At 70.4% G+C, this 22,741-nt stretch carries 23 protein-coding genes; 16 read left to right on the forward strand and 7 right to left on the reverse strand.

Features of this window, described 5'->3' with window-relative positions; translation table 11 throughout:
- Positions 1 to 12 precede the first annotated feature (12 nt).
- A complete protein-coding gene (locus tag P3T34_RS04735; RefSeq protein WP_280664703.1) occupies positions 13 to 198 on the reverse strand; it encodes a thiazolylpeptide-type bacteriocin in 186 nt (61 codons plus the stop codon).
- Positions 199 to 398: 200 nt separating this feature from the next.
- On the opposite strand from P3T34_RS04735, the gene P3T34_RS04740 reads away from it, so the two are divergent.
- From P3T34_RS04740 to P3T34_RS04755, 4 genes are all read left to right on the forward strand, one after another.
- Positions 399 to 1,724: an amidohydrolase gene (locus P3T34_RS04740; protein WP_280664704.1), complete on the forward strand. Its 1,326-nt coding sequence runs from the start codon at positions 399 to 401 to the stop codon at positions 1,722 to 1,724.
- A 58-nt stretch (positions 1,725 to 1,782) separates the two neighbouring features.
- Positions 1,783 to 2,742: a prolyl aminopeptidase gene (pip, locus tag P3T34_RS04745; protein ID WP_280664705.1), complete on the forward strand. Its 960-nt coding sequence runs from the start codon at positions 1,783 to 1,785 to the stop codon at positions 2,740 to 2,742.
- A 132-nt stretch (positions 2,743 to 2,874) separates the two neighbouring features.
- Complete coding sequence (locus tag P3T34_RS04750) at positions 2,875 to 4,641, forward strand: glycosyl hydrolase family 8 (RefSeq protein ID WP_280664706.1); 1,767 nt, start codon at positions 2,875 to 2,877, stop codon at positions 4,639 to 4,641.
- A 404-nt stretch (positions 4,642 to 5,045) separates the two neighbouring features.
- The gene (locus P3T34_RS04755; RefSeq protein ID WP_280664707.1) at positions 5,046 to 6,398 is read left to right on the forward strand and encodes a hypothetical protein; all 1,353 of its coding nucleotides are present in this window, start codon (positions 5,046 to 5,048) and stop codon (positions 6,396 to 6,398) included.
- 59 nt (positions 6,399 to 6,457) lie between these two features.
- Here the strand turns inward: P3T34_RS04755 and P3T34_RS04760 are convergent, their stop codons facing one another.
- Positions 6,458 to 9,343 (reverse strand): exo-beta-D-glucosaminidase, encoded by a 2,886-nt coding sequence (locus tag P3T34_RS04760; protein WP_280664708.1) that lies wholly within the window; start codon positions 9,341 to 9,343, stop codon positions 6,458 to 6,460.
- Positions 9,344 to 9,600: 257 nt separating this feature from the next.
- On the opposite strand from P3T34_RS04760, the gene P3T34_RS04765 reads away from it, so the two are divergent.
- Positions 9,601 to 10,953, forward strand: a complete 1,353-nt coding sequence (locus tag P3T34_RS04765; RefSeq protein ID WP_280664709.1) for a SpoIIE family protein phosphatase — start codon at positions 9,601 to 9,603, stop codon at positions 10,951 to 10,953.
- Positions 10,954 to 11,147: 194 nt separating this feature from the next.
- Positions 11,148 to 11,363 (forward strand): MbtH family protein, encoded by a 216-nt coding sequence (locus tag P3T34_RS04770; protein WP_280664710.1) that lies wholly within the window; start codon positions 11,148 to 11,150, stop codon positions 11,361 to 11,363.
- A gap of 85 nt (positions 11,364 to 11,448) precedes the next feature.
- On the opposite strand, the gene P3T34_RS04775 is transcribed toward P3T34_RS04770, so the two are convergent.
- A complete protein-coding gene (locus P3T34_RS04775; RefSeq protein ID WP_280664711.1) occupies positions 11,449 to 12,066 on the reverse strand; it encodes a hypothetical protein in 618 nt (205 codons plus the stop codon).
- 314 nt (positions 12,067 to 12,380) lie between these two features.
- On the opposite strand from P3T34_RS04775, the gene P3T34_RS04780 reads away from it, so the two are divergent.
- From P3T34_RS04780 to P3T34_RS04795, 4 genes are all read left to right on the forward strand, one after another.
- Positions 12,381 to 13,268, forward strand: a complete 888-nt coding sequence (locus P3T34_RS04780) for an alkaline phosphatase family protein (RefSeq protein ID WP_280664712.1) — start codon at positions 12,381 to 12,383, stop codon at positions 13,266 to 13,268.
- A gap of 92 nt (positions 13,269 to 13,360) precedes the next feature.
- Entirely contained in the window at positions 13,361 to 14,611 is a 1,251-nt protein-coding gene (locus P3T34_RS04785) for an EfeM/EfeO family lipoprotein (protein WP_280664713.1), read from the forward strand.
- On the forward strand, positions 14,608 to 15,894 hold the full coding sequence (gene efeB / locus P3T34_RS04790) for an iron uptake transporter deferrochelatase/peroxidase subunit (RefSeq protein WP_280664714.1): 1,287 nt from the start codon (positions 14,608 to 14,610) through the stop codon (positions 15,892 to 15,894). The genes P3T34_RS04785 and efeB overlap by 4 nt, the downstream gene beginning before the upstream one ends.
- A 67-nt stretch (positions 15,895 to 15,961) precedes the next feature.
- A complete protein-coding gene (locus P3T34_RS04795) occupies positions 15,962 to 16,405 on the forward strand; it encodes a GNAT family N-acetyltransferase (RefSeq protein ID WP_280664715.1) in 444 nt (147 codons plus the stop codon).
- A gap of 21 nt (positions 16,406 to 16,426) precedes the next feature.
- On the opposite strand, the gene P3T34_RS04800 is transcribed toward P3T34_RS04795, so the two are convergent.
- A complete protein-coding gene (locus tag P3T34_RS04800) occupies positions 16,427 to 16,777 on the reverse strand; it encodes a helix-turn-helix domain-containing protein (RefSeq protein WP_280664716.1) in 351 nt (116 codons plus the stop codon).
- A 103-nt stretch (positions 16,778 to 16,880) separates the two neighbouring features.
- On the opposite strand from P3T34_RS04800, the gene P3T34_RS04805 reads away from it, so the two are divergent.
- From P3T34_RS04805 to P3T34_RS04815, 3 genes are all read left to right on the forward strand, one after another.
- Entirely contained in the window at positions 16,881 to 17,504 is a 624-nt protein-coding gene (locus tag P3T34_RS04805; RefSeq protein ID WP_280664717.1) for an NAD(P)H-binding protein, read from the forward strand.
- Positions 17,504 to 17,923 (forward strand): nitroreductase family deazaflavin-dependent oxidoreductase, encoded by a 420-nt coding sequence (locus P3T34_RS04810; protein WP_280664718.1) that lies wholly within the window; start codon positions 17,504 to 17,506, stop codon positions 17,921 to 17,923. Before P3T34_RS04805 ends, P3T34_RS04810 begins: the two co-directional genes overlap by 1 nt.
- Before the next feature lie 306 nt (positions 17,924 to 18,229).
- Positions 18,230 to 18,604: an ASCH domain-containing protein gene (locus tag P3T34_RS04815; protein WP_280664719.1), complete on the forward strand. Its 375-nt coding sequence runs from the start codon at positions 18,230 to 18,232 to the stop codon at positions 18,602 to 18,604.
- 18 nt (positions 18,605 to 18,622) lie between these two features.
- On the opposite strand, the gene P3T34_RS04820 is transcribed toward P3T34_RS04815, so the two are convergent.
- Complete coding sequence (locus P3T34_RS04820) at positions 18,623 to 19,192, reverse strand: peptide deformylase (protein WP_280664720.1); 570 nt, start codon at positions 19,190 to 19,192, stop codon at positions 18,623 to 18,625.
- Positions 19,193 to 19,501: 309 nt separating this feature from the next.
- Here P3T34_RS04820 and P3T34_RS04825 point away from each other — a divergent pair, with 309 nt between their 5' ends.
- Together P3T34_RS04825 and P3T34_RS04830 are read left to right on the forward strand one after the other, a co-directional pair.
- Positions 19,502 to 20,083 carry a putative immunity protein gene (locus P3T34_RS04825; protein ID WP_280664721.1) on the forward strand — a complete coding sequence of 194 codons (582 nt, stop codon included), beginning with the start codon at positions 19,502 to 19,504 and terminating at the stop codon, positions 20,081 to 20,083.
- Between the two features lie 36 nt (positions 20,084 to 20,119).
- Complete coding sequence (locus tag P3T34_RS04830) at positions 20,120 to 20,665, forward strand: hypothetical protein (protein ID WP_280664722.1); 546 nt, start codon at positions 20,120 to 20,122, stop codon at positions 20,663 to 20,665.
- 27 nt (positions 20,666 to 20,692) lie between these two features.
- On the opposite strand, the gene P3T34_RS04835 is transcribed toward P3T34_RS04830, so the two are convergent.
- The gene (locus P3T34_RS04835; RefSeq protein WP_280664723.1) at positions 20,693 to 21,520 is read right to left on the reverse strand and encodes an alpha/beta fold hydrolase; all 828 of its coding nucleotides are present in this window, start codon (positions 21,518 to 21,520) and stop codon (positions 20,693 to 20,695) included.
- 85 nt (positions 21,521 to 21,605) lie between these two features.
- Here P3T34_RS04835 and P3T34_RS04840 point away from each other — a divergent pair, with 85 nt between their 5' ends.
- Positions 21,606 to 22,208, forward strand: coding sequence for a sigma-70 family RNA polymerase sigma factor (locus tag P3T34_RS04840; RefSeq protein WP_280664724.1), 603 nt, complete (start codon positions 21,606 to 21,608; stop codon positions 22,206 to 22,208).
- A 63-nt stretch (positions 22,209 to 22,271) separates the two neighbouring features.
- On the opposite strand, the gene P3T34_RS04845 is transcribed toward P3T34_RS04840, so the two are convergent.
- The gene (locus P3T34_RS04845) at positions 22,272 to 22,586 is read right to left on the reverse strand and encodes a hypothetical protein (RefSeq protein WP_280664725.1); all 315 of its coding nucleotides are present in this window, start codon (positions 22,584 to 22,586) and stop codon (positions 22,272 to 22,274) included.
- Positions 22,587 to 22,741: the final 155 nt, after the last annotated feature.

A 22,741-nucleotide genomic window follows, 5' to 3' on the forward strand; every position in this document is an offset into this window, starting at 1 on the left:
CCGCTTGGAGGATCAGGCGGTGCAGCTGGTGGTGCTGGTGGTCGACGAGCAGGTGCTGGTGCTGGAGCAGCTGGTCGACGAGCCGAGCATGACCTCACTGGCGTCCGAGTAGTCGCTGATCTCGAAGGTCTCCGACTCCAGGTTCAGGATCTCCTGGGCGAGGGAGGCAAGGGTGCTGTCGGAGTTGAGCGCGGCCATGGGAGCTCCTTCAGGTACCGGGGAGCGGCGCGACCGTCGCGGTCGCACCGGCGGGGAGCGGGTCAGGACTGTGCGAACCCGTCTGCCCCACAGCACAGTTGTACGGGAGGGCGCTGGCAGAACCGGCCGCCTCCCGCTGTCACCTCACTGACACCCGGAACTGACGCTCGGAACTGACACCCGGATGGGAGCCCGACTCGATGACCACCTCCGCACCGCCACCCGCCCCCTCGCCCGCCCCCTCGCCCGCTCTGGCACGGGCCGCCGAGCTCTACCTCGATCTGCACCGCAACCCCGAGCTCTCGGGCAGTGAGGAACGCACCGCCGCCCGGCTGGCCGAGTGGCTGACCGCCGCCGGCTACCGGGTGGAGAGCGGGATCGGCGGCCACGGCGTGGCCGGGGTGCTGCGCAACGGCCCGGGCCCGGTGGTGATGCTGCGCTCCGAACTGGACGCCCTGCCGGTCGAGGAGCGCACCGGACTGCCGTACGCCAGCACCCGGACAGCCCGCACACCGGACGGGCGCACGGTTCCGGTGATGCACGCCTGCGGCCATGACGTCCACCTGGCCTGCGCGGCCGGCGCGGCGGCCGAACTGGCGGCCGACGCCGAGCGCTGGCGCGGCACGGTGCTGGTGGTGGGCCAGCCCGCCGAGGAGACCCTGCAGGGCGCGCGGGCGATGCTGGCCGACGGGCTGTACCAGCGCTTCGAGCCGCCCTCGGTGGTGCTCGCCCAGCACACCGCGCCGCTGCCCGCGGGCATGGTGGCGCACGGCGAGGGCCCGATGACGGCGGGCAGCGTCACCCTGGAGGTGGTGATCCACGGCCGGGGCGGGCACGCGGCGGCGCCCCATCTCGCGGTGGACCCGGTGGTGGCGGCGGCCTCGGTGGTGCTGCGGCTGCAGTCGGTGGTCGCGCAGGAGACCAGCCCCGCCGAGCAGGTGGTGCTCAGCGTCGGCTCGCTGGAGGCGGGCAGCCAGGCCAACATCATCCCGGACCGGGCGACCCTGCGGGTGACCGTCCGGGGCTTCTCGGAGCACGTCCTGGAACGGGTCACGGCGGCGGTGCGGCGGATCGTGCACGGGCAGGCGGCGGCCTCGGGGTGCCCGCAGGAGCCGACGGTGCGGGTGGTCTCCCGCTCCGGGGTCAACCTCCCGGACCTCGACCTGACGGCGGCGGTGCGCGCGGCGCACCAGGAGGCGTTCGGCGCCCGGCGGGTGACCGGCTGGCCGCCCGCGCTGGCCACCGACGACTTCCCGCTGTTCGGTGCGGCCGGACTCGCGCTGCACGGCGTGGCGGGCGTGCGCACGGCGTACTGGATGCTCGGCATGGTCGGCCCCGAGCAGTGGGCCGCCACCCCCGGCAGCACGGCGGCCGAGAAGCTGGCCGCGCTGCCCGCCAACCACTCCCCCAAGTTCCGCCCGCACGCCCGGCTGACCCTGCAGACCGGCATCGCCGCCCTGGTCGGCGCGGCCACCAGCCAGCTGCTCCCCGTCGACCAGTCCCCAGCTCAACGCCCGTGTCCATGAGGCAGGTTGGCAGAAAATCACGGTACTCGACCACGCCGGCGCCCTAGGATCGACGGTTATGACTACTCCCTACCCTCCCACCAGCCCCTACGGTCATGGAATCCTCGACACCGGGGACGGCAACCGCATCTACTACGAGCAGCTCGGCAACCCGGAAGGCAAGCCCGTCCTGTACGTCCACGGCGGCCCGGGGGCGGGCACGCCGTCGCGGCCGATTACGGCCTGGGACCCTGAGCGCTACCGTGTCATCCAGTACGACCAGCGCAACTGCGGTCGCAGCACCCCGCACGCCAGCGACCCGGCGGCGGACATGAGTCTCAACACCACGCAGCACCTGATCGACGACATGGAGCGGCTGCGCGAACACCTGGGCATCGAACGGTGGTTGCTGAACGGCGCATCCTGGGGCTCGACTCTCGTCCTGGCCTATGCGCAGCAGCACCCCGAGCGGGTCAGCGAGATCATCATCCAGATGGTGACGATGACGCGCGCCGGCGAGATCGACTGGCTCTACCGGGGTGCCGGGCGGTTCTACCCCGAAGCGTGGGACCGGTTCCGCGACGGCGTCCCCGCGGAGGAGCGGGACGGCGACCTGCTTGCGGCCTACGCGCGGCTGATGGAGAACCCCGACCGGGCGATCCGGGAGAAGGCCGCTGCCGACTGGCTCACCTGGGAGGACGCGGTCATCTCCGACGAGCCCAACGGCCTGCCCGGCATGTACAGCAATCAGGAGGTCGACGCGCAGATTGCGTTCGTACGGATCTGCGCCCACTTCTTCAGCAACGGCGCGTGGCTGGCGGAGGACCAACTGCTGCGCAACGCCCATCGATTGGCCGGGATCCCGGGGGTGCTGGTGCACGGCCGCCACGACATGGGCAGCCCGGTGCAGACGGCGTGGGAACTGGCGAAGGTGTGGCCGGACGCGCGGCTCCACATCTTCGAGGACTCCGGGCACGTCGGAAGCGAGGCGATGCGCCAGACGGTCCGGGCGGCCATCGAGGAGTTCAAGGAGCGCTGAGAGCCGCCGAGAGACACTGAGAGCCGCTGCGAACAGCAGGGCACGGCACCGACGCGCGCACTCTTGACAGCATTAAGTAAGGAAGCTTTCCTAACTAATACTCGAAGTCCGCTCCCCCCACAAGGAGTTCGCGTGCGCAAGATCCGTAGCAGCTGGACCAGACCACTGATCCCGGTGGTCGCGGGAGCCCTGGTCTCCTTCTCGTTCGCCGTGCTGAGCGCGACACCGTCGCAGGCCGCGAGCGTGGCGCGACCGTTCCCCGCCCATGTCACCTACCAGGTCGGCGTGATGCCCTCCGCCTCGCAGTCAGCACGCGACGCGGCGGTGGAGAAGCAGTACAACTCCTGGAAGTCCACCTACCTGGTGCACGGCTGCGCCTCCAACGAGTACTACGTCTCCACCAAGGGCGACTCCGACGCCAGCAACAACGGCCCGGTCTCCGAGGGCCAGGGCTACGGCATGAACATCGTTCCCCTGATGGCCGGTTACGACGCCAACGCGCAGACCGAGTTCAACGGCCTGTGGCAACTGGTCAAGGACCACGAGGACCAGTACGGCCTGATGCAGTGGCAACTCGACGGCAAGACCTGCAAGTACTACAGCAGCGGCACCCCCGACGGCGCCACCGACGGCGACCTCGACATCGGCTACGGCCTGATCCTGGCCGACAAGCAGTGGGGCGGCTACACCGCCGACGCCAAGGCCTGGCTGGCGAACTTCTACGCCCATGACGTGGCGCCCGACGGGCACTTGAAGTGTGAGGACGACGGCCCGAACACCGACACCCGGCCCTCCGACCAGATGCTCGACCACCTGCGCGCCTTCGCCGCGTACGACACCGCGCACGACTGGAACAAGGTGATCACCCGCACCGAGGCGGTGATCTCCGAGTTCACCGCCTCGTACTCGCCCAGCGACGGCCTGCTCTCCGACTTCGTCGTCAACGCCGACACCACCAGCCCCAAGCCGGCGCCCGCCAACTACCAGGAGGACCAGCCGGACAACATCGTCGGCTACAACTCCATCCGGGTGCCGTGGCACCTGGGCACCGACGCGCTGCTCAACGGCAGCACCACCGCGGCGACCTCGTACACCACCGCCAAGCTCGAATCCGCCTGCCTGAAGAAGGAGTCGGGCGGCAACCCGCAGAACGTCTACCCGCACACCAACCTCAACTGCACGCCGTTCAGCACCAGCGACCAGGCCGAGGAGGCCGGCGACTCGGTCGGCCCGGCCGCGATGGCCGCCGGCGACCAGGCCTGGACGGACGCCATCTGGAACCAGCTGGCGACCAACCCGTTCGGTGACGGCTACTACGGCGAGACCATCAAGACGCTGGTCTACCTGGTGATGGCCGGCGACTACTGGAGCCCGGCGAGCGGCGGCGGCACCAACACCTGCACCCCGGCCCAACTCCTCGCCGACCCCGGCTTCGAGAACGGCGCCAACCCCGCCCCCTGGACCCAGACCTCCACCCTGGGCCAATCCCCCGTCAACAACGACACGGCGGACGAGCCCGCCCACAGCGGCAGTTGGACCGCCTGGCTCAACGGCGACGGCAAGCCCGACACCGACACGCTCGCCCAGAGCGTCACCATCCCCGCCAACTGCACCACCGCCAGCCTCAGTTACTGGCTGCACACCGACACCACCGAGAACACCGGCACCGCCACGCCCGACACCCTCACAGTCCAACTCCTCAACTCCACCGGCACCCTCCTCGCCACCCTGAACTCCTACAGCAACCTCAACCACAACACCGGCTACACCCAGCACACCACCGACCTCACGCCCTACATCGGCCAGACCGTCACCCTCAAGTTCACCGGCACCGAGACCGACGCCAACGGCGGCACCACCAGCTTCGTCCTCGACGACACCGCCCTCAGCGTCAACTGAGCACGCCCGCCAGCGTGCTGGGCTCGCCCACTCGACCGGACAGGGCCGGTCGGACAGGCATCACGCCGGTCCGACCGGCCCTGTCGCTGTGCGGCGGTGGACCCCGAGTCCACCACCCGTGGCGCTGTGCGCCGGCACAAGGTGTGGCTCCACCACAGTTGTTGATCCCATCGTGTGGTTCACGCCCGCTGACGCCCGCGGAGCGGCTCGGTACGTTGACCGAATGCCGCGTGGGCGCTCCCAACAGGCGGCGGGTTCCCGATCCGTGCCGTTCTTCCGGTCCACCGGCTCAACCCCTTGCGGCAGTTCGCATCCGGCAGACGCATCGCAGCCGGCCATGCCGACCCCTCCGCTGCCGCGCAATCTCCAGGCGTCCACCGGTCGGTGGGCAGAGAGGCCTATCCATGTTACGCAGGTCGTTCAAACTCCTCGGCCGAGGCGGTAGCACCACCCGCAGGACCCTCTCCCGGGTCTGCGTGGGTGCCGGCGCCCTGGTACTGACGGTCGCCGCCGGTGCCGCCGCTCCGGCAGCCGGTGCCGCGACTCCGCAGCACGACACGCACCCGCTCAAGCCAAGGCCGCACAACGCCGCACCGGCGGTCATCGGCGGTGCGCTGATCAACCACGGCGGCCCGGTGCAGTCCGCGCCGCGGGTGTACGTGGACTACTGGGGCTGGGGTTCGGACCCGAGCGGCGAGCAGAACTATCTGAACCGGTTCCTCTCCTCGGTCGGCGGCACCCCGTGGCTCGCCACCGTCGACCAGTACGGCGCCGACTCGGCTCCCGGCCTGCTGGCCGCGACCTGGTCGGACCCGGCGGCGGTCCCCGCCAGTCCGAGCGACGCCCAGATCCAGGCCGAGGCGGCAGCCGCGGCCAACCACTTCGGCACCGGCACCTCGGTGAACGTCCAGATCGTGGTGGCCACCCCGACCGGCCACTCGACCCCCGGCTTCGGCAGCCAGTGGTGCGCGTACCACGGCGCCGTCGCGTCGCTGCCGAACGTGACCTACACGGACCTGCCGTACATGACCGACGCCGGCTCCGGCTGCGGCGCGGACATGGTGAACGGCTCGGGCGGCCTCCTCGACGGCGTCAGCATCGTCGAGGGCCACGAGCTCGCCGAGGCCATCACCGACCCGATGCTCAACGCCTGGTACGACGCGGGCGGCAACGAGATCGGCGACAAGTGCGCCTGGTCGGGCCTCTCGAACATCGGCACCTCCGCGGGAACCTTCGCCGTTCAGCCGCTGTGGAGCAACGGCGCCAACGGCTGCGTCCTGTCCACCGGGTACCCCCAACTGCTGACCGCCGGGTCGTTCGAGCAGAACACGACCGGCTGGCAGCGGCTCGGGCCGCCCGGTGCGATCGTGAACATGGTGAACTACAACACGGCCACCGGCGCCCCGGCTCCGGCCCATGACGGCACCGGGTACCTGGCGTTCAACACCAACACCGCCGGCGGCTCGGTCTACCAGGACATCCCCGTCAGCGCCACGGTCGGCGCGTCGTACACGGCCTCGGTGTGGCTGTCGTCGCAGTCCGGGGGCGCCAGCGGGACGTTCTGCCTGTGGGGTCTCGGTGCGTCCAACACGAACGTGTGCACCGCCTACAACGTGAGCTCCAGCACCGGCTACCAGTACTTCCAGGTCGTGTACAACGTCCCGCAGGCCATCTCCACCCTGCGGTTCCAGGTGTACCCGACTGCCAACGGCGGGACGACGGACATGGATACCGCAAGCACGGTCCGAACGGGCTGACGCCACGGTGAGGGTGGCCGTGGGACTCCCCACGGCCACCCTCTACCGCAGCTCGGTGACTAGCCGACCACGTCGATCTTGGGCATGTTCCAGCCGGAGACGCTCACCACCGGCGTCGCGCCCTTCAGGTCGGCCGACTTGTAGGTCGCCGTCAGGGTCTCGGACTCGCCGGGCCAGAGGGTGACGTCGTTGTCGCTCCAGATCGAGGACTGCAGCTCGTTGTCCCCGGGCAGTTCGGCGCCGGCGGCCGTCCCGCGCCGGATGTCCGCGCGGAGGAAGAAACCCACCGTCGGGGTGGTCGAGTCGTTGGTGACGGTCACCGTGACCAGCCGGTCGGAACCGCTCGGGCCGGGCTGGTCGGTGGTCGTCGCGGTAGCCGAGACAGCGGCCCGCGGCAGGCTCTGCAGGGCCTTCAGATTGGCGTACGAGGTCATGGTGGACTGCGGCTGGCCGATGCTCTTCGCCCAGTTGGTGACGTCCGGTGTGGTGGAGTTCCAGTAGACGTTGCGGTCCACCACCGCGCCGTTGCGGCGCACCAGCAGCTCGACGAAGTAGACCGTGCCCGCCGCGCTCGGCAGGGTCGGCTTGAGCACGGAGTTGAGCACCTGCTGCGAGCCCAGGGCGAGGTTGCTCGCGGTCCTGTCGTCCAGCAGCGCACCGGCGGTGCTGTAGACCTTGGCCTCCACGCTCACCCCGGTCTGCGCCGCGCCGCCGAGGTTGTCGAGGGTCACCGTGTCGGTGTCCAGGGCGTAGAGCGCGTGCAGCGGCCGGTTGGCCTTCTGGGCGCCGAAGTACGCGCCGGCCTGGTCGCCGTCGTTGTTGTAGAGCGACCAGAGCAGGGTGGGCCAGCCCTTGTTCAGCTGCCAGTAGAAGGTCCCGGTCGAGGGTGCGGTGGCGTTGGTCGAGTGGTCGAGGTAGGCCTCGAACTGGGCGCGGGTGGACTCGTAGTTCTGGACCTGCGCCTCCTCGACGTACTGGCTCAGGCTCGTCCAGGCGCCGTAGCGGTTGGTGATTGCGGTGTCCATGTTGTAGTTGGTGCCGAAGTGGTAGTTGGTGTGCGAGGTGCCCTCGTAGTTGTCGTGGTACTGGTTGGCGCTCGGGTTCTTCCAGAGCGCACTCTGGTCGGCGGGTGACAGGAAGCGGTTGATCGAGTCCATCGTCGGCACGGTGTTGCCCGAGCTCTGCTCGCTGTCGAAGCCCCAGGCGCCGCCCGCGTTGGTCAGCGTGGAGTCACTGCTGTCGTAGTGCGCGGTGTCGTACCAGTAGTTCGGCGGCACCCAGTCGTACGGGCCCTCCTTCTCGCCGGAAGTCCCGAGCTGGGGGCTGGAGTTGTACTCGGCGGAGGAGATGAACGGGACGCTGAAGTCGGCCGCCGCGAAGCCCTTGAGCGCCAGCGTCTCCTGGGTGGCGGTCGGGGCGTTGTCGCTCCACTGGAAGCTGAACACCGAGGGGTGGTTGCGCAGCGTCCGGCCGAGCGACTGTGCGGTCAGCTGGTACTGCGCCTGCTCGGCGCCGGTGTAGCTGGTGTTCTCCCAGAAGTCGCAGCACTGGTAGCCGGCGTTGACCAGGATGCCCGCCGCGTCCATCTGCTGGTACCAGTCGGCCGGCATGAAGTGGCCTTCCAGGCGTACCGTGTTGACGCCCATCGCCCGCATCAGGCCGATCTGCTTGGCGGTGTCCGCCGGGTCGTAGCGCAGGAAGAGGTCCGGGTCCCAGCCGCCGCCGCGGATCACCAGCGGGACGTTGTTGATCTTGAATGCGCGCACACCGGCCGGCGCCGCTTTCGAGGCACCGACCAGCGAGGAGCCGACGGTGCGGATGCCGAAGGTCTCACTGGTGGAGTTGAGGACGGCGCCGCCCTGGGCGACCGAGGTGGCCAGCGTGTAGAGCGGCTGCGCGCCCAGCTGGTACGGCCACCAGATCTGCGGGGAGGTGATCGTCAGAGCGGGGTAGGCGGGCGGCGCGAAGCTGACCGTCCGGGTCGCGCCGGCCGCCACCGTGACGCTCTGGCTGACGGTGATCGGCGCGCCGCCGCCCGGCGGGGTGACGCTCGCGCTGACCGTGCCGCTCTGCGCGGCGGTGGAGGTGTTGGTGACGTCGGTCTTCACGGTCAGCGCCGAACTGCCCAGGTCCGTGGCCGTGTTCTGGTCGACGTGCGCGTTGCCGGCGACCAGCGGGCCGCCGGTCTGCAGCTGAACGGGGAACTGGATGCCGGTGTTGTTGTCCGGCGGGATCTGCGACCAGTCGACATTGTCGACGGTGAGCATGGTCGCCGGGTTGTTCGGGTGCATCTCGATCGCCAGCGAGTTGGCGCCGGGGACCAGCAGCCTGGTCACGTCGAAGGCATTGCGGGCGTAGCCGCCGGTGACGGTGGTCGAGGCGGCCACCTCGGTACCGTTCACCCAGACGTCGGCCGCGCCGATCACGCCGTTGAGCACCAACGTGGCGTCCTGACCGGCCGGCGGCGCCGTGAAGTCGGTGCGATACCACCAGGGTACGGAGAACTGCGCGAGGGTGTCCGCGCCGATCTTCGTCAGCTGCCCGAAGCAGGTCTTCATCGTGGTGGAGCTGAAGACGTTCGGGCAACTGCCGTTCTGGAGCAGCGCGTTGATCTCGGTACCGGGCGCCCCGCCACCGTCGTCGGCGACGCTCAGCCAGCCGGCGGTGCTGAAGCCGGGAGTGGAGATCAGCCGGCCGGACTGGGTGGCGGTGGCGCTGGTCAGCACCTTCCAGCCGGTGGCGGCGCCGAGGTCGGAGACCGCACTGGAGCCGGTGGGCGGATCCTGGAACGCGGCGGTGGAGGCGGTGAGCGGCGCGAGGGGCGACGTGAGAGGTGTGCCGCCGCGAGCAGGCGCCATGGGGGCGGCGCCGGACTGCTGGACGACCAGCGCCATGACCCCCAGGGCCAGCGCGGCGGTCGTCAGCACACTGCTTCGAGGTGCCATCTGTACTCCTTGGACGGGAGCGGGGGATACGGGAGCGGGGATACGGGAGCAGGGGGATACCGGAGCGGACTAAGTTAGGAAACTTTACTTACTGGCGTAAGAAGCTACTGACCCCGGGCACCGCGGTCAACGGGTTCCGGGACGACGGGTTCGGACCCAGGAGCGTCAGGGCACACTGGATGGACGTGGCGGCCCGGACCGCAACGCGTGACGATGGGCAGTGTGTGCCAGGCCGACCGGCGATCAAGGAGGAAGCAGTGCGCCCCGAGGCTACGAGCCCGGACGAGGCCACCGAGACGCAGCGCCTCCAGTTGCACGAGCTGGAGCAGGCCCGCGCCCGCCTCGCCTTGCTGGACGCCGCCGCCGACCGCCTTGGCACCACCCTCGACGTCGACACCACCTGCGCCGAGCTGGCCGACTTCGCCGTCCCCCGGCTGGCGGACCTGGCCACCGTCGACGTGCTGCCGGAGGCCCTGCTGGACCGCCGCGGCGCCACCCACACCGCCGTACCGCGCCTGAGGCGCACTGGCATGGCCGCCACCCCCGCACTGCTGCCCCGCCTTGGAGCCCTCGCGGCGCCCGGCGAGTCCGTCCGGCACCTGGAGGGCTCGTCGCCGGCGCGTTGCCTGGAGACCGGAAAGGCGGTGATCGGCAACCTGCTCTCCGACGAGGAGCTGAGCCGCTCGGCCGCCGACCCCCGGACGCTGGCCGCCTACCGGGCCGCGGGCATCGACTCGGTGCTGGTCGTACCACTCACCGCGCGCGGACATCTGGTCGGCGTGCTGTCGCTGGGGCGGGTGGGCGGCTCGTCCTCCGCGTTCACCGACGACGATGTCGTCCTGGTGGAGGACCTGGCCTGCCGGGCCGCGATCGGCATCGACAACGCCCACCGCTACACCCGCTCGCAGGGCATCGCCTTGCAGCTGCAGCGCGCGCTGCTCTCCGAGCCCGGCAACCCGCACCCCAACCTCCAACTCGCCTCGCGCTACCTGCCGTGCGGAACCACCTCGATGGTCGGCGGCGACTGGTACGAGACGGTCCGGCTGCCGTTCGGGCGCACCCTGCTGGTGATGGGGGACGTCATGGGCCACGGCGTCGAGGCCGCCGTCGACATGAGCAACTACCGCTCCACGCTGCGGTATGTGGCCGCCATGGACCTGCCCCCGCACCGGATCCTGCGCCAGCTGGACACCATCATCTCCGAGCACGAGTCGGCCCGGCCGGCCACCTGCCTGCTCGCCCTCGCCGACCCCGGGCGGAGCCGCTGGACGTTCTCCAGCGCCGGCCACCTGCCGCCCGCGCTGATCGGTGCAGACGGGGCGACCGAGCTGATCTCCGTGCCCACCGGCCCGCCGCTCGGCACCGGGCTGGGCGGCTACGAGCAGTGCACCCGCGAGCTGCGCCCCGAGCAGGTGCTGCTGCTGTACACCGACGGCCTGGTGGAGCGGCGCGGCGAGGACATCGACGCCTCGCTCGACCGGCTCGCGGCGCTGCGCCCACCGGCTGCCGGTGACCTGGACGACCTGCTCGACGCCGTCCTGCACGGCCTGGCGCACCCGGCCGTCGACGACGACATCGCCCTGCTGGCAGCGCGGGTCCGACCGCGCTGACCGCCCCCGCCGTACGCCGTACGCCGCGCGGACGACGATTCTGCTGGACAAGTTCACCCCGGCGACGTTCGGCGGCGACCTGCTGTTCGTCACAGTCGATCATGGTCGGACGGTGAGCACGCCAGGCGCCGAGCTGTGCAGCGCCCGCCGTACCGAGCGCGAACCTGCGAAACCGTGATGAGAGGAACTCCCCGATGGCGAACCCGTTCGAGGACGCGGACGGCACCTACCTGGTGCTGGTGAACGACGAGAACCAGCACTCGCTGTGGCCGGCCTTCGCCGAGGTCCCGGCCGGCTGGACCGTCGCGTTCGGTCCCGACACCCGCCCGCTCTGCCTGGAGTACGTGGAGACCAACTGGACGGACATGCGCCCGGCCAGCCTCATCCGGGCGATGGCCGACACGCAGTAGCAGTAGCGGTCGCAGCAGCCGCAGCGCCGCGGGGCCCGGGCTGATCGCCCGGGCTCAGCGGCGTTCGGGCTCAGCGGCGTTCGGGCTACGCCAGCAGCACCGGGATGTCCGCCAGCACGGTGGCGACCGCCTTCCTGCTCGCGCCCCAGTCGATCAACTGCCCCGGCGTGTGCGCCTCGGCCAGCACGCTCACCCCGCTCGCGGTCCGCCGCACGGTCACCGCCAGCACTCCCCCGAAGGCCCGCCAGTCGGACGGCACCTCCGCGGTGATCGTGCAGCCGTCGGCGTGCTGCTGCACCGACCGCACCCGCTGCCGCATCCGCGCCAACGAGCAGAGCGTCGCCACGATGGCTCGCCCGACCGGCAGTTGGAACTCGGCTGTCCGGGACGCCCCGGTCGACAGCCCCCGCAGCAGCGCCCGCTCCCGCCCGCGCCGCATGCCCCGCTCGACTCCGCGCCCGATGATCGGCGACTCCAGCAGAGGCGCGAGGAACTGCCGGGCGCTGGGCAACCCCGCCCCCGCCCGCGCCGCACACGCCTCGATGGTGTTCCAGACGTCCGGATCGGCGGCCAGCACCTCGTAGCGGTGCTCGTCCTCGTAGCGGTGCTCGTCCTCGTAGCGGTGCTCGTCCTCGTAGCGGTGCTCGTCCGAATTGTCGTACAGCCCGCCGCCACCCTGGTCCACAGCACTCACATCCTTCACTGCACGCGATCATCTCACCCGTCCGGCGGCCACACCGCAGCGCGGTGACCATCGCATGAACCGGGGACGTCCGCCGGTTCGGCCCAGCGTTCTGGCGCTCCCTCTCCGCACGAAGTTCACAATCTCGCCAGTTCACCGACAACTCAAAGGCGCCTGCCGCGCGGGATACTTTCTCCCGGCACCGAAACCGGGCATGTCCATGCCCGGTCGCCGCCACGTCAGCCAGTGGCCTCCGCTACGAGGCCGACGCGGCGGGCTCGCACGTCCCCCGTGAGCCGGCAACCGAACCCGGCTCGTGTCTGACTGGAGTCCCCATGCGTACGAGGTCGCGTCTTGCCGGGCTGTCCATCGCCGCCGTGGCAACCGCCGTCGCACTGTCCACGGCGCTCTACTCGCCCGCCACCGCCGTCGCCGCCCCCGCCGCGAAGGCCAGCGTCAGCGCCGTCCCCACCTACGCACACGTCGTGGTCGTCATGGAGGAGAACCACTCCTTCGACGACATCATCGGCAACACCGACGCCCCCTACATCAACTCCCTCGCCGACCAGGGCGCGTTGATGACCTCCTCGTTCGGCGTCTCACACCCCAGCGAGCCCAACTACATGGCGCTCTTCGGCGGCAGCACCTTCGGTCTCAGCTCCGACGCCTGTCCCGTCAACAAGGGCAACACCGCGAACCTCGGCTCCGAGCTGCTGGCCTCCGGCAAGACCTTCAAGGGCTACTCGGAGGGCCTGCCGAAGACCGGCTCGACCAGCTGCACCTCGGGGGCCTACGCCCGCAAGCACTCCCCGTGGGTCAACTTCAGCAACGTGCCGGCCGCCGACTCGGTCCCGTTCACCGCGTTCCCGAGCTCGTCGAACTACGCGAACCTGCCGACCCTGTCGTTCGTGATCCCGAACCTCAACGACGACATGCACGACGGCACCATCGCCCAGGGTGACTCCTGGCTGCAGAGCAAGATGGCCGCCTACGCGACCTGGGCGCAGCAGAACAACAGCCTGCTGGTCGTCACCTGGGACGAGGACGACTACACCGAGAGCAACCAGGTCCCGACCATCTTCTTCGGCGCGGGTGTCCAGAGCGGCCAGTACACCGAGACGATCAACCACTACAACGTGCTCTCCACCCTGGAGTCGATGTACGGGCTGAACCCGGTCGGGGCGAGCAGCACCGCCGCGCCGATCACCGACATCTGGGGCTGACACCCCGCCGCCCAGCGACCGTACAGAGCGCCCCGGTCCGAGCAGCGTGCTCGGGCCGGGGCGCCCGGCCCGAGCGAAGGAACCCCCAAGCCATGGCGGAGCCCGTCCCCTCCGAGCCCGACGCCCGTACCGACGCCCGCACCCACCCCCAGACGCTCTCCCGCAAGGCCGCCCGCAAGCGGCAGCGGCTCGCGGGCCTGGCCGGGCTGGTCGTGCTGAGTGCCGGCGCCCTGATCGCCTCCGCGCCGGCCGGCAGCAGCGCCGCGCCGCCCGGCGGCACGCTCCGGATCAGCACCACGGGATGCGGCACGCCGCCCGCTCAACTCCCTTCCGGTCCCATTGAGTTCACCGTCACCAACACCTCCGGGGTGTTCGCCACGGTGTACCTGGTCTCGGCCGACGCACGGCTCGCCTACGCCGAGATCAGCTGGCTCGGCCCCGGCAAGACGCTGCCGCTGGACACCACCCTGACCGGCGGCCGGTACGCCGTCCGCTGCGTCTTCTCCAGCGGGCCGGTCGCCACCTCCAGCCCGGTCACGGTCACCGGCAGCGCGTCCGGTGCGGTGGCCGGCTACCTGCCGATGTCCGACCTCCAGCTGAGCGGCCCGGTCACCGCCTACCGCGCCTACGTGCAGGGCGCGTTGCCCCAACTGCTCGCCGCAGCCCGCACGGTGGACGCCGACGTGGCCCACGGCAATCTGGCCGCCGCCCGCACCGACTGGCTCACTGCCCACCTGGACTACGAGCGCCTCGGCGCCGCCTACAACTCCTTCGGCGACTTCGACGACGCGCTCAACGGCATGGCCAACGGCCGGCCGCAGGGCGTCGACACGCCGGACTGGACCGGCTTCTTCGCCCTGGAGTACGGCCTGTGGCACGGCTGGAGCGCCGACCGGCTGCGCGCGACCAGCAAGCAGCTCGTCTCGGACGCCGCCGGACTGATCCAGGACTTCCCCAGCGAGGACACCGACCCGGGCACCCTGCCGCTGCGCGCCCACGAGATCCTGGAGAACGCCCTGCAGTTCCAGGTCAACGGCATCGCCGACTACGGCAGCGGCAGCACGCTGGCCACCGTGGACGCCAACATCCAGGGCACCGAGGAGGTGCTGAGCGTGCTCGCCCCGGTGATCCGCCCGCTGGACGGCGCGCTGCTCGACCAGCTGAACCGCCAACTCCCCGCCCTGCAGGCCGAAGTACGCGCCACCCGGGCGCCCGACGGCAGTTGGACCCCGCCGGCCCGGCTCACCCCCGCCCAGCGCGAGCACCTCAACGGTGACCTCGGCGCACTCCTGGAGCAACTGGCGTTCCTGCCCAACCTGCTGACCCCGAGGAACCACGCATGAGCACGCCCACCGAGCCCGACGCCGGCCACTCCTGCCCCGTCCAGCCGCTGCGGCGGCGGGCCTTCCTGCGCGGCGCCGCGCTCGGCGCCACCGTCGGCGCCACCGTCGGCGCGGGCGCGCTGGCCGGCGCGCTCGCGGCCGCCGCCGGCGAGCCCGTCAGCAGCCCCTCCGACCGGGTGATCCCGTTCTACGGGCCGCACCAGGCAGGCATCAGCACTCCCCCGCAGGCGGCCGCGACCTTCGTCTCCTTCGACGTCATCGCGCCCGACCGGGCCGCACTCCAAGCGCTGCTGCGGACGCTGACCGACCGGATCAGCACGCTGACCGCCGGGGGCCCGGTGCCCGCCACCGACCTTGCCTCGCCGCCCACCGACAGCGCCACGCTCGGCCCGGTGCTGCCCGCCGACGGGCTGACCGTCACCGTGGGCGTCGGCGCCTCGCTCTTCGACGACCGCTACGGGCTGGCCGCGCGCAAGCCCTCCAAGCTGGTCGAGATGCCGGTCTTCCCCGACGACGACATGGTCGGCTCGACCGAGCTGCACGGCGACCTCTCGCTGCAGATCTGCGCCGACTCGCGCGACACCGTGATGCACGCCCTGCGCGACATCACCCGGCACACGCGCAGCGGGATGCAACCGAAGTGGAAGGTGGACGGCTTCCACGCCGCCCCGCGCCCGTCCGGGACCCCGCGCAACCAGCTGGGCTTCAAGGACGGCATCGCCAACCCCGACGCAACCGACCCGGCCGTCGCGAACGCCGTGCTCTGGACGCACGGCGGTGCGGCGGCCGGCGAGCCGGCCTGGGTGGAGGGCGGCTCGTACCAGGTGGTGCGCATCATCCGGATGCTCGTGGAGTTCTGGGACCGGGTCTCGCTGCACGAGCAGGAGCAGATGCTCGGCCGGCGCCGCGACTCCGGCGCTCCGCTGGACGGCACGGTGGAGAGCGACATACCCGACTACGGCGCCGACCCGCAGGGCCTGCTGATCCCGATGACCGCGCACATCCGGCTGTCCAACCCGCGCACCACCGAGACCGACAACCAGCGGATCCTGCGCCGGGGTTACAACTACGACCGCGGTCTCGACCTGGACGGCAACCTGAACGTCGGGCTGATCTTCTGCTGCTACCAGCAGGACGTGGCCCGGCAGTTCCAGGTCGTCCAGCAGCGGCTGGCCGGCGAGCCGCTGGTGGACTACATCTCACCGACCGGCGGCGGCTACTTCTTCGCGCTCCCCGGAGTGACCGGCCCCGACCAGTGGTTCGGCTCGGCACTGTTCGCCTGACTGCAGTTCGCCCGAACCCGCCGATATCCGCTCGCCGCCGGCCAGGGCGAACTGCTTGGATCACGCGATGGACACCACACTGCCGGACGGCTACGAGATCTCCACCGACCCCGCCCGCCTCGACGCCGAGCTGATCCACCGCTGGCTCTCGCTCGACGCCTACTGGGCACTCGGCGTCACCCGCGACAAGCAGGACCAGGCGATCGCCGGTTCGCTCAACTTCGGCCTCTACGCGAGCCCCGGCACGGGCGAGGGCGGCGCCCAACTCGGCTACGCCCGGGTGGTCACCGACCGGGCCACCTTCGCCTGGCTCTGCGACGTCTACATCGCCCCCGCCGCGCGCGGCCGGGGGCTGGGCACGGCGCTGGCCGCCGCCGTCCGCGACCACCTCGCCGGCTACGACCTGCGCCGCGTCATGCTGGCCACCGCGGACGCCCACGAGGTCTACGCCAAGGTCGGATTCGCGCCGCTGGCCACGGTGGAGAAGTGGATGCTCCTGGGCAAGCAGTGACCGCGGTCGCCCGCAACAGCCCTACTCACGGGCGCTGAGCAGTTCGTCCCAGTGCTCCTCCGCCCACGCGCAGGCGGCCGCCATGGGTTCGAGCATGCTGCGGCCCAGCGGAGTCAGCTCGTACTCGACATGCGGGGTGGCCTCGGCGTAGACGGTGCGCTTGACCAGGCCGTCGCGTTCAAGGGACCGCAGTGACTGGGTGAGGACCTTGGGGGTGACGCGGCCCAGCGGCACCCGCAACTCGGAGAAGCGGCGCGGTCCGTGCTCAAGGCAGCGGATGACCAGCGCCGCCCACTTGTCACCGAACCGGATCGGATTGAGCGAGGACGGGCACAGTTCATCGAACATGTCGGCGGGCAGCGGTTCCCTCATGGCCTCACGATAGCCGGTATCCAACTGGTAACCGCTGCCCCCGATATGGTCGGCGAACCGGCTGGGGCACAGGTGCTCCGGCCCTGGTGAGAGGCGATTCCTCATGAACATCGTGGTCTTCGGTGCGGGTGGCCGGATCGGGCGGCAGGCCGTCGCCGAGGCGAGCCGGCGCGGCCACCAGGTCACCGCCGTGGTGCGTGACCCCGCAGGCCACGGCGAGTTGGCCGGGGCGCGGGCGGTGGCGGGCGATGTCACGGATGCGGCGAGCATCGAGCAGGTGGCCGCCGGACACGATGCCGCCGTCAACGCCGCCGTGGACCTGTCCGTTCCGCCGCACGACTTCTTCACCGCGTCGTCCCGCGCCCTGACGGCCGGCCTGGCGAAGGCCGGCGTGCACCGCCTGGTGACGGTCGGCCTCGCATCGATCATGCCCGGAGCGTCCGGTGCCCCGCTGATGGACGAGCCCGGCTACCCGAACGAGTACCGACCCTTCTATCTCGGCCACGCGGCAGGCCTCGACGAGCTTCGAAGCTGCACCCTCGACTGGGCATACGTGGCCCCCGCAGGCGACTTCGACCACGCTGGCCCGGTCACCGGCCGCTACCAGCTCGCCGAGCACGGCGACCCGGCCAGCCGGATCACGCCAGCGGACTTCGCCATCGCCCTGCTCGACGAGGTCGATGCGCCCCGCCACCACCGTGCCGCCCTCACCGTCCGGGAGGCATGATGCCCGTTCTCCACGACAGCCCCAACGCCTGGGTCGCCGAGCACATTCGCCGCTTCCAGGAGACCGGAGGCCGACCCCGACCGGACGTGAACGACCTGCTGCTGACCACCCGAGGCCGGCGCACCGGCGAACTGCGCCGCACCGCCCTGGTCTACCAACACGACAGCGACCGCTACGTCCTGGCGGCCTCCAACAACGGCGCGGACCACCACCCGGCCTGGTACCTCAACCTGCTCGCCGACCCGTCCGTCACCGTGCAGGTGGGCACGGACACCTTCGCCGCACACGCCCGCCCCGCCACCGAGGCAGAGCGCCCACAGCTGTGGCACCTGATGGTCGCAGCCACGCCCCAGTACGCGGCCTACCAGCAGCAGACCACCCGCGAAATCCCCATCGTCCTCCTGGAACCCGCCCGCTGACCGCAACGTCCCAAGGAGCGCCAACTCCCCTGCGCCACACGCGAAACTGTGACTGTCACTGTTTCCCCGGGCCGCCGCGCCTGCGGTGCTTCGGCGAGGACGCCCAGATTAGGAACAGTTCAGCTGTCTCAGCGCCCTGGGTGACTCATTAGGAGTGAGCTGACGGCTGCTCAGCTCGTGAAGGAGCCCCCTGCCGGGGTGTCTCAGGAAATCCCGGAATCCGTTATTCTTCCGTGCCCATTCGGAGGCGTCTCGGGAATGGCGGCGTACGCAACAGGTACGCGGGCGGGTTGCCATGATGGGGGCGTGACCTTCGATAGCCAGAAGCCGCCCCAGTCGGCTGTCCGCGTGATGCACCTACGTCGCCCATACCTCGATCTGGTTGCCTCCGGAGCCAAGACAGTCGAGGTTCGGGTCACCTATCCCAACCGTCGCGATCTGGCACCCGGGCAGCTGATCCGCTTCCAGGCAGAGGGAGCGCACGTCCTGACCCGGGTCACCAGAGTCAGCCGGTACGCCTCCTTCGAAGAGATGCTCGATCACGAAGACGTGGCCGCGATCAGCGGGGTACCTGAGTCCAGGGAAGAGCTGCTGACCGCGATCAGATCAATCTATGACGAGACGAAAGAGTCACTTGGGGTGATCACGTTGGAGGTGCATGTAGTGACTTCCGAGAGCTGAGCGGTAGTTGGCATCCTGCTACTGCTCGTAGGCCCATGCGCGGCCAGTCTGCCGATACTGCTCGACGGGGATGGGGTCAACGCCGGTGCGCATCCGGGCGGTGTAGAGGAGTCCGTCGAGGTGGTCGATCTCGTGGTGGACCAACCGGGCGAGCCCGCGTTCGTACGTGGTGACCACTGGCTGGCCGTCCAGCGTGGTGGTCTCCACGGTGATCCGCAGCGGGCGGGGCACCAGGCCACGCACGTCGAAGAAGGACAGGCAGCCCTCGAACTGCTCGTCCGCCTCGTTGGAGCGGTCGGTGATGCGGGGGTTTAGCAGGACGATCGCCGGAGTGCCGGTCTCGGCAGGCTGGACGATCGCGGCGGCCCGGCCGATGCCGATCTGCGGTGCCGCGATGCCCATGCCCTTGGCGAAGGGGTGAACCTGCCCGATGCGCTCCATCGAGGTGAAAAGCTGCTCGATGACCTGCTCGGCGGCCTCCCGCTCGGCCGGCAGGTCGAAGGGGCGGGCGGGCTCGGCGAGGACGGGGGCGCCGTACTGCACCACTCCAAGGTCACGCATCTGCTCGCTGGGCCGCACCTGGATCACCTGAACTCCCCTTGAGTCGTGTCGCGTTCGGGTCTGGCCCGAAACCGCCATTCCAGACGGTACCGGGCATGGAGGGCGGGTGAGGACGTCGTCCAGGAGAAGACGCGCATCGCGCCCTCCTCGCGCCGCCTCGGGGCGGTCCGCAGCGGCGCCGCCTCGGCGGTCATGGACGTCTCGGTGCCCACACCGCCGGGTCCAGGTCGGCGGGGACGGCCCCCCCTCATGAGGGTTGGCCGATCCAGGACAGTGGTCCCGAGCGGCCGAGTAACTGAATGGAACCATCCAGTGCGGTAGGTGAGGATGGTCGCTATGGCGAATGGCACCAGCGAGATCAATCTGAGCAAGCAGGACCTTCGTGAGGTCACCCGCTATGCAGCCCAGAGCGCGCAGGAGGTCCTTGAGATCTTCGAGAGAGCACACCCAGCCGACTCGCGGCCTCGCGACGCCGTGGATGCCGCATGGACGTTCGCCCGAGGTGGCGAACGCGGGAAGGCACTGCGCGATACCGGGTGGGCGGCACACAAGGCGGCCCGAGAGGCAGATACCGCGGCGGCGAGCAACGCGGCGCGGGCGGCGATGTCCGCAGCAGCCGCTGCGTACCTCCATCCACTGGCCGACGCCCACCAGGTGAAGCACATTCTGGGGGCAGCGGCCCACGCGGCGTGTGTGGCTGAACTTGTTGCGGGCAATGATCGGAAGGCCGGTGCTGATCACATTGAGCAGGCTTGCCGGCACGCGTCACCAGTCGTCGTTGATGTGCTCAGCCGCTACCCTGCCGCACCGCCCGGAGGAGGACGTGTCGGGGAACTGTTGCGCGACCTGGATCAGACCCTCCGCAGCCGCTGTTTGGGCGAGGGAGGCTGCGTCGTCTGCGGCCAGGATGTCCCCTAGGACGATCGGCGGCGGGAACGGAACGGAGAGAGTGTCATGAGGCGACCGTTGCTCTTCCTCGATGTCGACGGGCCCCTGAATCCCTACGCGGCGAAGCCCGAGAGGCGACCCGAGGGATATACGACCCTCCGCATCCCGCGAGACACCAGCGCCGCCGCCGAGTTGGGCACAGCGCATGGCAGGCGGACGCCGCTGCGGGTGTGGCTCAACCCTGACCACGGACGGGCGCTGCTGGCGCTCGACTACGAGCTGTGCTGGGCCACGACCTGGATGAGTGAGGCGAACCGGTGGATCGGCCCGGTGCTCGGGCTGCCGGAACTGCCCTTTGTCGACTTCGGCGACGCCCTGCACAGAGAGCGTCCGGACGGGGTGCACTGGAAGTCCGAGCCCTTGGTCGCGTATGCCGACGGCCGGCCGTTCGCCTGGGTGGACGACGAGCAGAGCGATGCGGATCACGCCCATGTGGCCGACGGCCACCACGCGCCCGCTCTTCTCCACCACGTCAATCCCCGGATCGGCCTGCGGGAGGGCGACTTCACCGTCCTCGCCGCCTTCGCCGCATCCATCGCCCCGACCCGGTGACCGGATGATGGAGGCCGGGAAACGGCCTCAAGCCAGGAATGCCGCCATGGTCGCCGTGAATTGGTCCGCATCGTCGAGCCAGGGGTAGTGGCCGGCTCCCGGTTGCACGACGAGAGTGGCGGTGGGGAGCAGCTCGGCGTACTCGGCAACTGACTGCGGGGGGCTGTTCAGGTCGAACTCTCCGGCGAGCAGCAGGGCGGGGGCCGTACAGGTGGCGAGCCCCGCGCGTGTGGCGTGGGGGGTGAAGGCGCCGTCGGCCGCGAAGAGGGTGACCGCCTCGGGGTTGGTGGGCCGGCTGGCTGCGTGGTGGTGCTGTGCCGCGGTGTCCCAGTGGCCGTAGAAGAAGGAGGCGACGGCGTCCGCGTCGCCGCCCGTGCCCGCGGTGAGCGCTTGCAGGGCGGCGAACGCCGCCGGGAACCACGGCTCGGCCTTCCGGAGCCCGGCGAGCTCACGTCGTGTCTCCGCGGTGACCGCTATGCCGACGGCTCTCGTGCTGGGGCCGATCAGGGCGAGCTTGGCGATGTGCTGCGGGTACCGGGCCGTGTACTGCGCTGCGATGTTCGCACCGGCGGAGTGGCCGAGCAGGTCCAGCCGGGGAAGTCCGAGGTGTTCGCGCAGCGCCTCGACGTCGTCGACCAGGCGATCGCAGCGGTAGGAGGCGGTGTCCTGGGGAATCGCGGACCGGCCGGTGCCGCGCAGGTCCGGGACGATCAGCCTGCGGTGCTTGGACAGGCCGCCGAGGTCGCCGAGGTAGCGGGAGTCGGTGGGGCCTCCCGGGAGGCAGACGAGCGGGTCGCCGGTTCCGATCACGCGGTAGGCGAGCCGGGTTCCGTCAGGTGCGGAGAAGGTGGGCATGGCTGCATCCTGACAGTCATAACCTGGTTATACAACTGGGTTATGACTGGCAGAATCGGGATGGAACCGGGTGTATAACCTAGCTATGGCACGCGACGAGCACACGCAGCAGGAGCCCGAGACGCTGACCGAGGAGCAGGCCGGACGGATGCTCGCCGAGATGAACGACGTCATCCGCGCGGGTGAGGAGATGCGGAAGCTGCGCACCGAGATGATCAAGCTGTTCGCCGACTTCGGCTGGACCCAGGAGAGGATCGCCCAGCTCACCGACCTGAGTCAGCCCGCCGTGTCCAAGCAGGTGACGAAGTACAAGGCGGGCGACCCGCTGCCCCCGATGGGACTCTCGCTCGACCAGCACGACGCGCCCTGGCTCGAAGGCCGCCTGTGGGGCCTCGCCGAGGAGATCTCCGAGAGCTGCGACGACACCGCCCGCTGCACCCGCTACCTCAACGCCGTTGCCCGGGGGAAGAAGCGCTTCACGCCGCAGAGCGTCGACGAGCTGCGGCGCCTCGTCGAGCAGGACCTGATGCTGCACCAGGCGGAGCTGCCCGGCGGCTACCGGGACGCCTACGACGAGATCAGCCGCGGTCTCGACGTCCCCGCGAGGGTCGCCACCACCGCACCGGCCGCCATGCGGCGCGCCCTCGCCCGCCGGCTCCAGCGCGACCGATTCAGGCGCGAAGAGTGAACTGCCCGCGGGGGACCGGGGCGCCACCCCCGGCCCCCCGGTCCCCCGCGACCCGCCCAACGCCTACGGCGCGGTCGGCTCCTGTCGTAGCGCCTCGATCGCTCGGCTGAGCATCTTGGCGCGGAACGGATTGGCGGTGTCCAGGGCCCCGGCCACCGCCACCGCCTCCTCCAGCAACTCCCGTCGATAGGCAGGCAGTTCGCGAACCTGGGGCGAGCGGCTGGCCTCCACCAGCACATAGGCGAGCTTCGATCCGTAGACCTCGGGGCTGACCTGTGTCAGCGTCCGGTACACCCACAACGCGTCCGGCCCGCGCAACACCCGCCGATTGCAGCTGAGCAGCTTCACCCTCGCTCGCAGCACGATTTCCTGATCCATCACAAAACCCCCTCGTTCCAGCACTCCCCCGGCGGCCGGTACCCGCCGGTGGCGGGGCAGCCCGATGTACGCGCCGGGGCCCGGTGGGGGCGCCGGCGCGTGAGCCGGGGAAGTGGATGTCGTCGAGTCTGCGGGGTCCCGGGTGCGCGGACAAG

The sequence above is a fragment of the Kitasatospora sp. MAP12-44 genome (genome assembly GCF_029892095.1).
Lineage (GTDB): Bacteria > Actinomycetota > Actinomycetes > Streptomycetales > Streptomycetaceae > Kitasatospora.

What these genes read in the sequence shown, in the direction of transcription:
- P3T34_RS04805 (WP_280664717.1), top strand. Translation starts at nt 16,881, where the DNA reads ATGAACATCGTGGTCTTCGGTGCGGGTGGCCGGATCGGGCGGCAGGCC.
- P3T34_RS04755 (WP_280664707.1), top strand. Translation starts at nt 5,046, where the DNA reads ATGTTACGCAGGTCGTTCAAACTCCTCGGCCGAGGCGGTAGCACCACC.
- P3T34_RS04740 (WP_280664704.1), top strand. Translation starts at nt 399, where the DNA reads ATGACCACCTCCGCACCGCCACCCGCCCCCTCGCCCGCCCCCTCGCCC.
- P3T34_RS04785 (WP_280664713.1), top strand. Translation starts at nt 13,361, where the DNA reads ATGGCGGAGCCCGTCCCCTCCGAGCCCGACGCCCGTACCGACGCCCGC.
- P3T34_RS04760 (WP_280664708.1), bottom strand. Translation starts at nt 9,343, where the DNA reads ATGGCACCTCGAAGCAGTGTGCTGACGACCGCCGCGCTGGCCCTGGGG.
- P3T34_RS04800 (WP_280664716.1), bottom strand. Translation starts at nt 16,777, where the DNA reads ATGAGGGAACCGCTGCCCGCCGACATGTTCGATGAACTGTGCCCGTCC.
- P3T34_RS04810 (WP_280664718.1), top strand. Translation starts at nt 17,504, where the DNA reads ATGCCCGTTCTCCACGACAGCCCCAACGCCTGGGTCGCCGAGCACATT.
- P3T34_RS04835 (WP_280664723.1), bottom strand. Translation starts at nt 21,520, where the DNA reads ATGCCCACCTTCTCCGCACCTGACGGAACCCGGCTCGCCTACCGCGTG.
- P3T34_RS04845 (WP_280664725.1), bottom strand. Translation starts at nt 22,586, where the DNA reads ATGGATCAGGAAATCGTGCTGCGAGCGAGGGTGAAGCTGCTCAGCTGC.
- efeB (WP_280664714.1), top strand. Translation starts at nt 14,608, where the DNA reads ATGAGCACGCCCACCGAGCCCGACGCCGGCCACTCCTGCCCCGTCCAG.
- P3T34_RS04840 (WP_280664724.1), top strand. Translation starts at nt 21,606, where the DNA reads ATGGCACGCGACGAGCACACGCAGCAGGAGCCCGAGACGCTGACCGAG.
- P3T34_RS04770 (WP_280664710.1), top strand. Translation starts at nt 11,148, where the DNA reads ATGGCGAACCCGTTCGAGGACGCGGACGGCACCTACCTGGTGCTGGTG.
- pip (WP_280664705.1), top strand. Translation starts at nt 1,783, where the DNA reads ATGACTACTCCCTACCCTCCCACCAGCCCCTACGGTCATGGAATCCTC.
- P3T34_RS04825 (WP_280664721.1), top strand. Translation starts at nt 19,502, where the DNA reads ATGGCGAATGGCACCAGCGAGATCAATCTGAGCAAGCAGGACCTTCGT.
- P3T34_RS04795 (WP_280664715.1), top strand. Translation starts at nt 15,962, where the DNA reads ATGGACACCACACTGCCGGACGGCTACGAGATCTCCACCGACCCCGCC.
- P3T34_RS04780 (WP_280664712.1), top strand. Translation starts at nt 12,381, where the DNA reads ATGCGTACGAGGTCGCGTCTTGCCGGGCTGTCCATCGCCGCCGTGGCA.
- P3T34_RS04830 (WP_280664722.1), top strand. Translation starts at nt 20,120, where the DNA reads ATGAGGCGACCGTTGCTCTTCCTCGATGTCGACGGGCCCCTGAATCCC.
- P3T34_RS04735 (WP_280664703.1), bottom strand. Translation starts at nt 198, where the DNA reads ATGGCCGCGCTCAACTCCGACAGCACCCTTGCCTCCCTCGCCCAGGAG.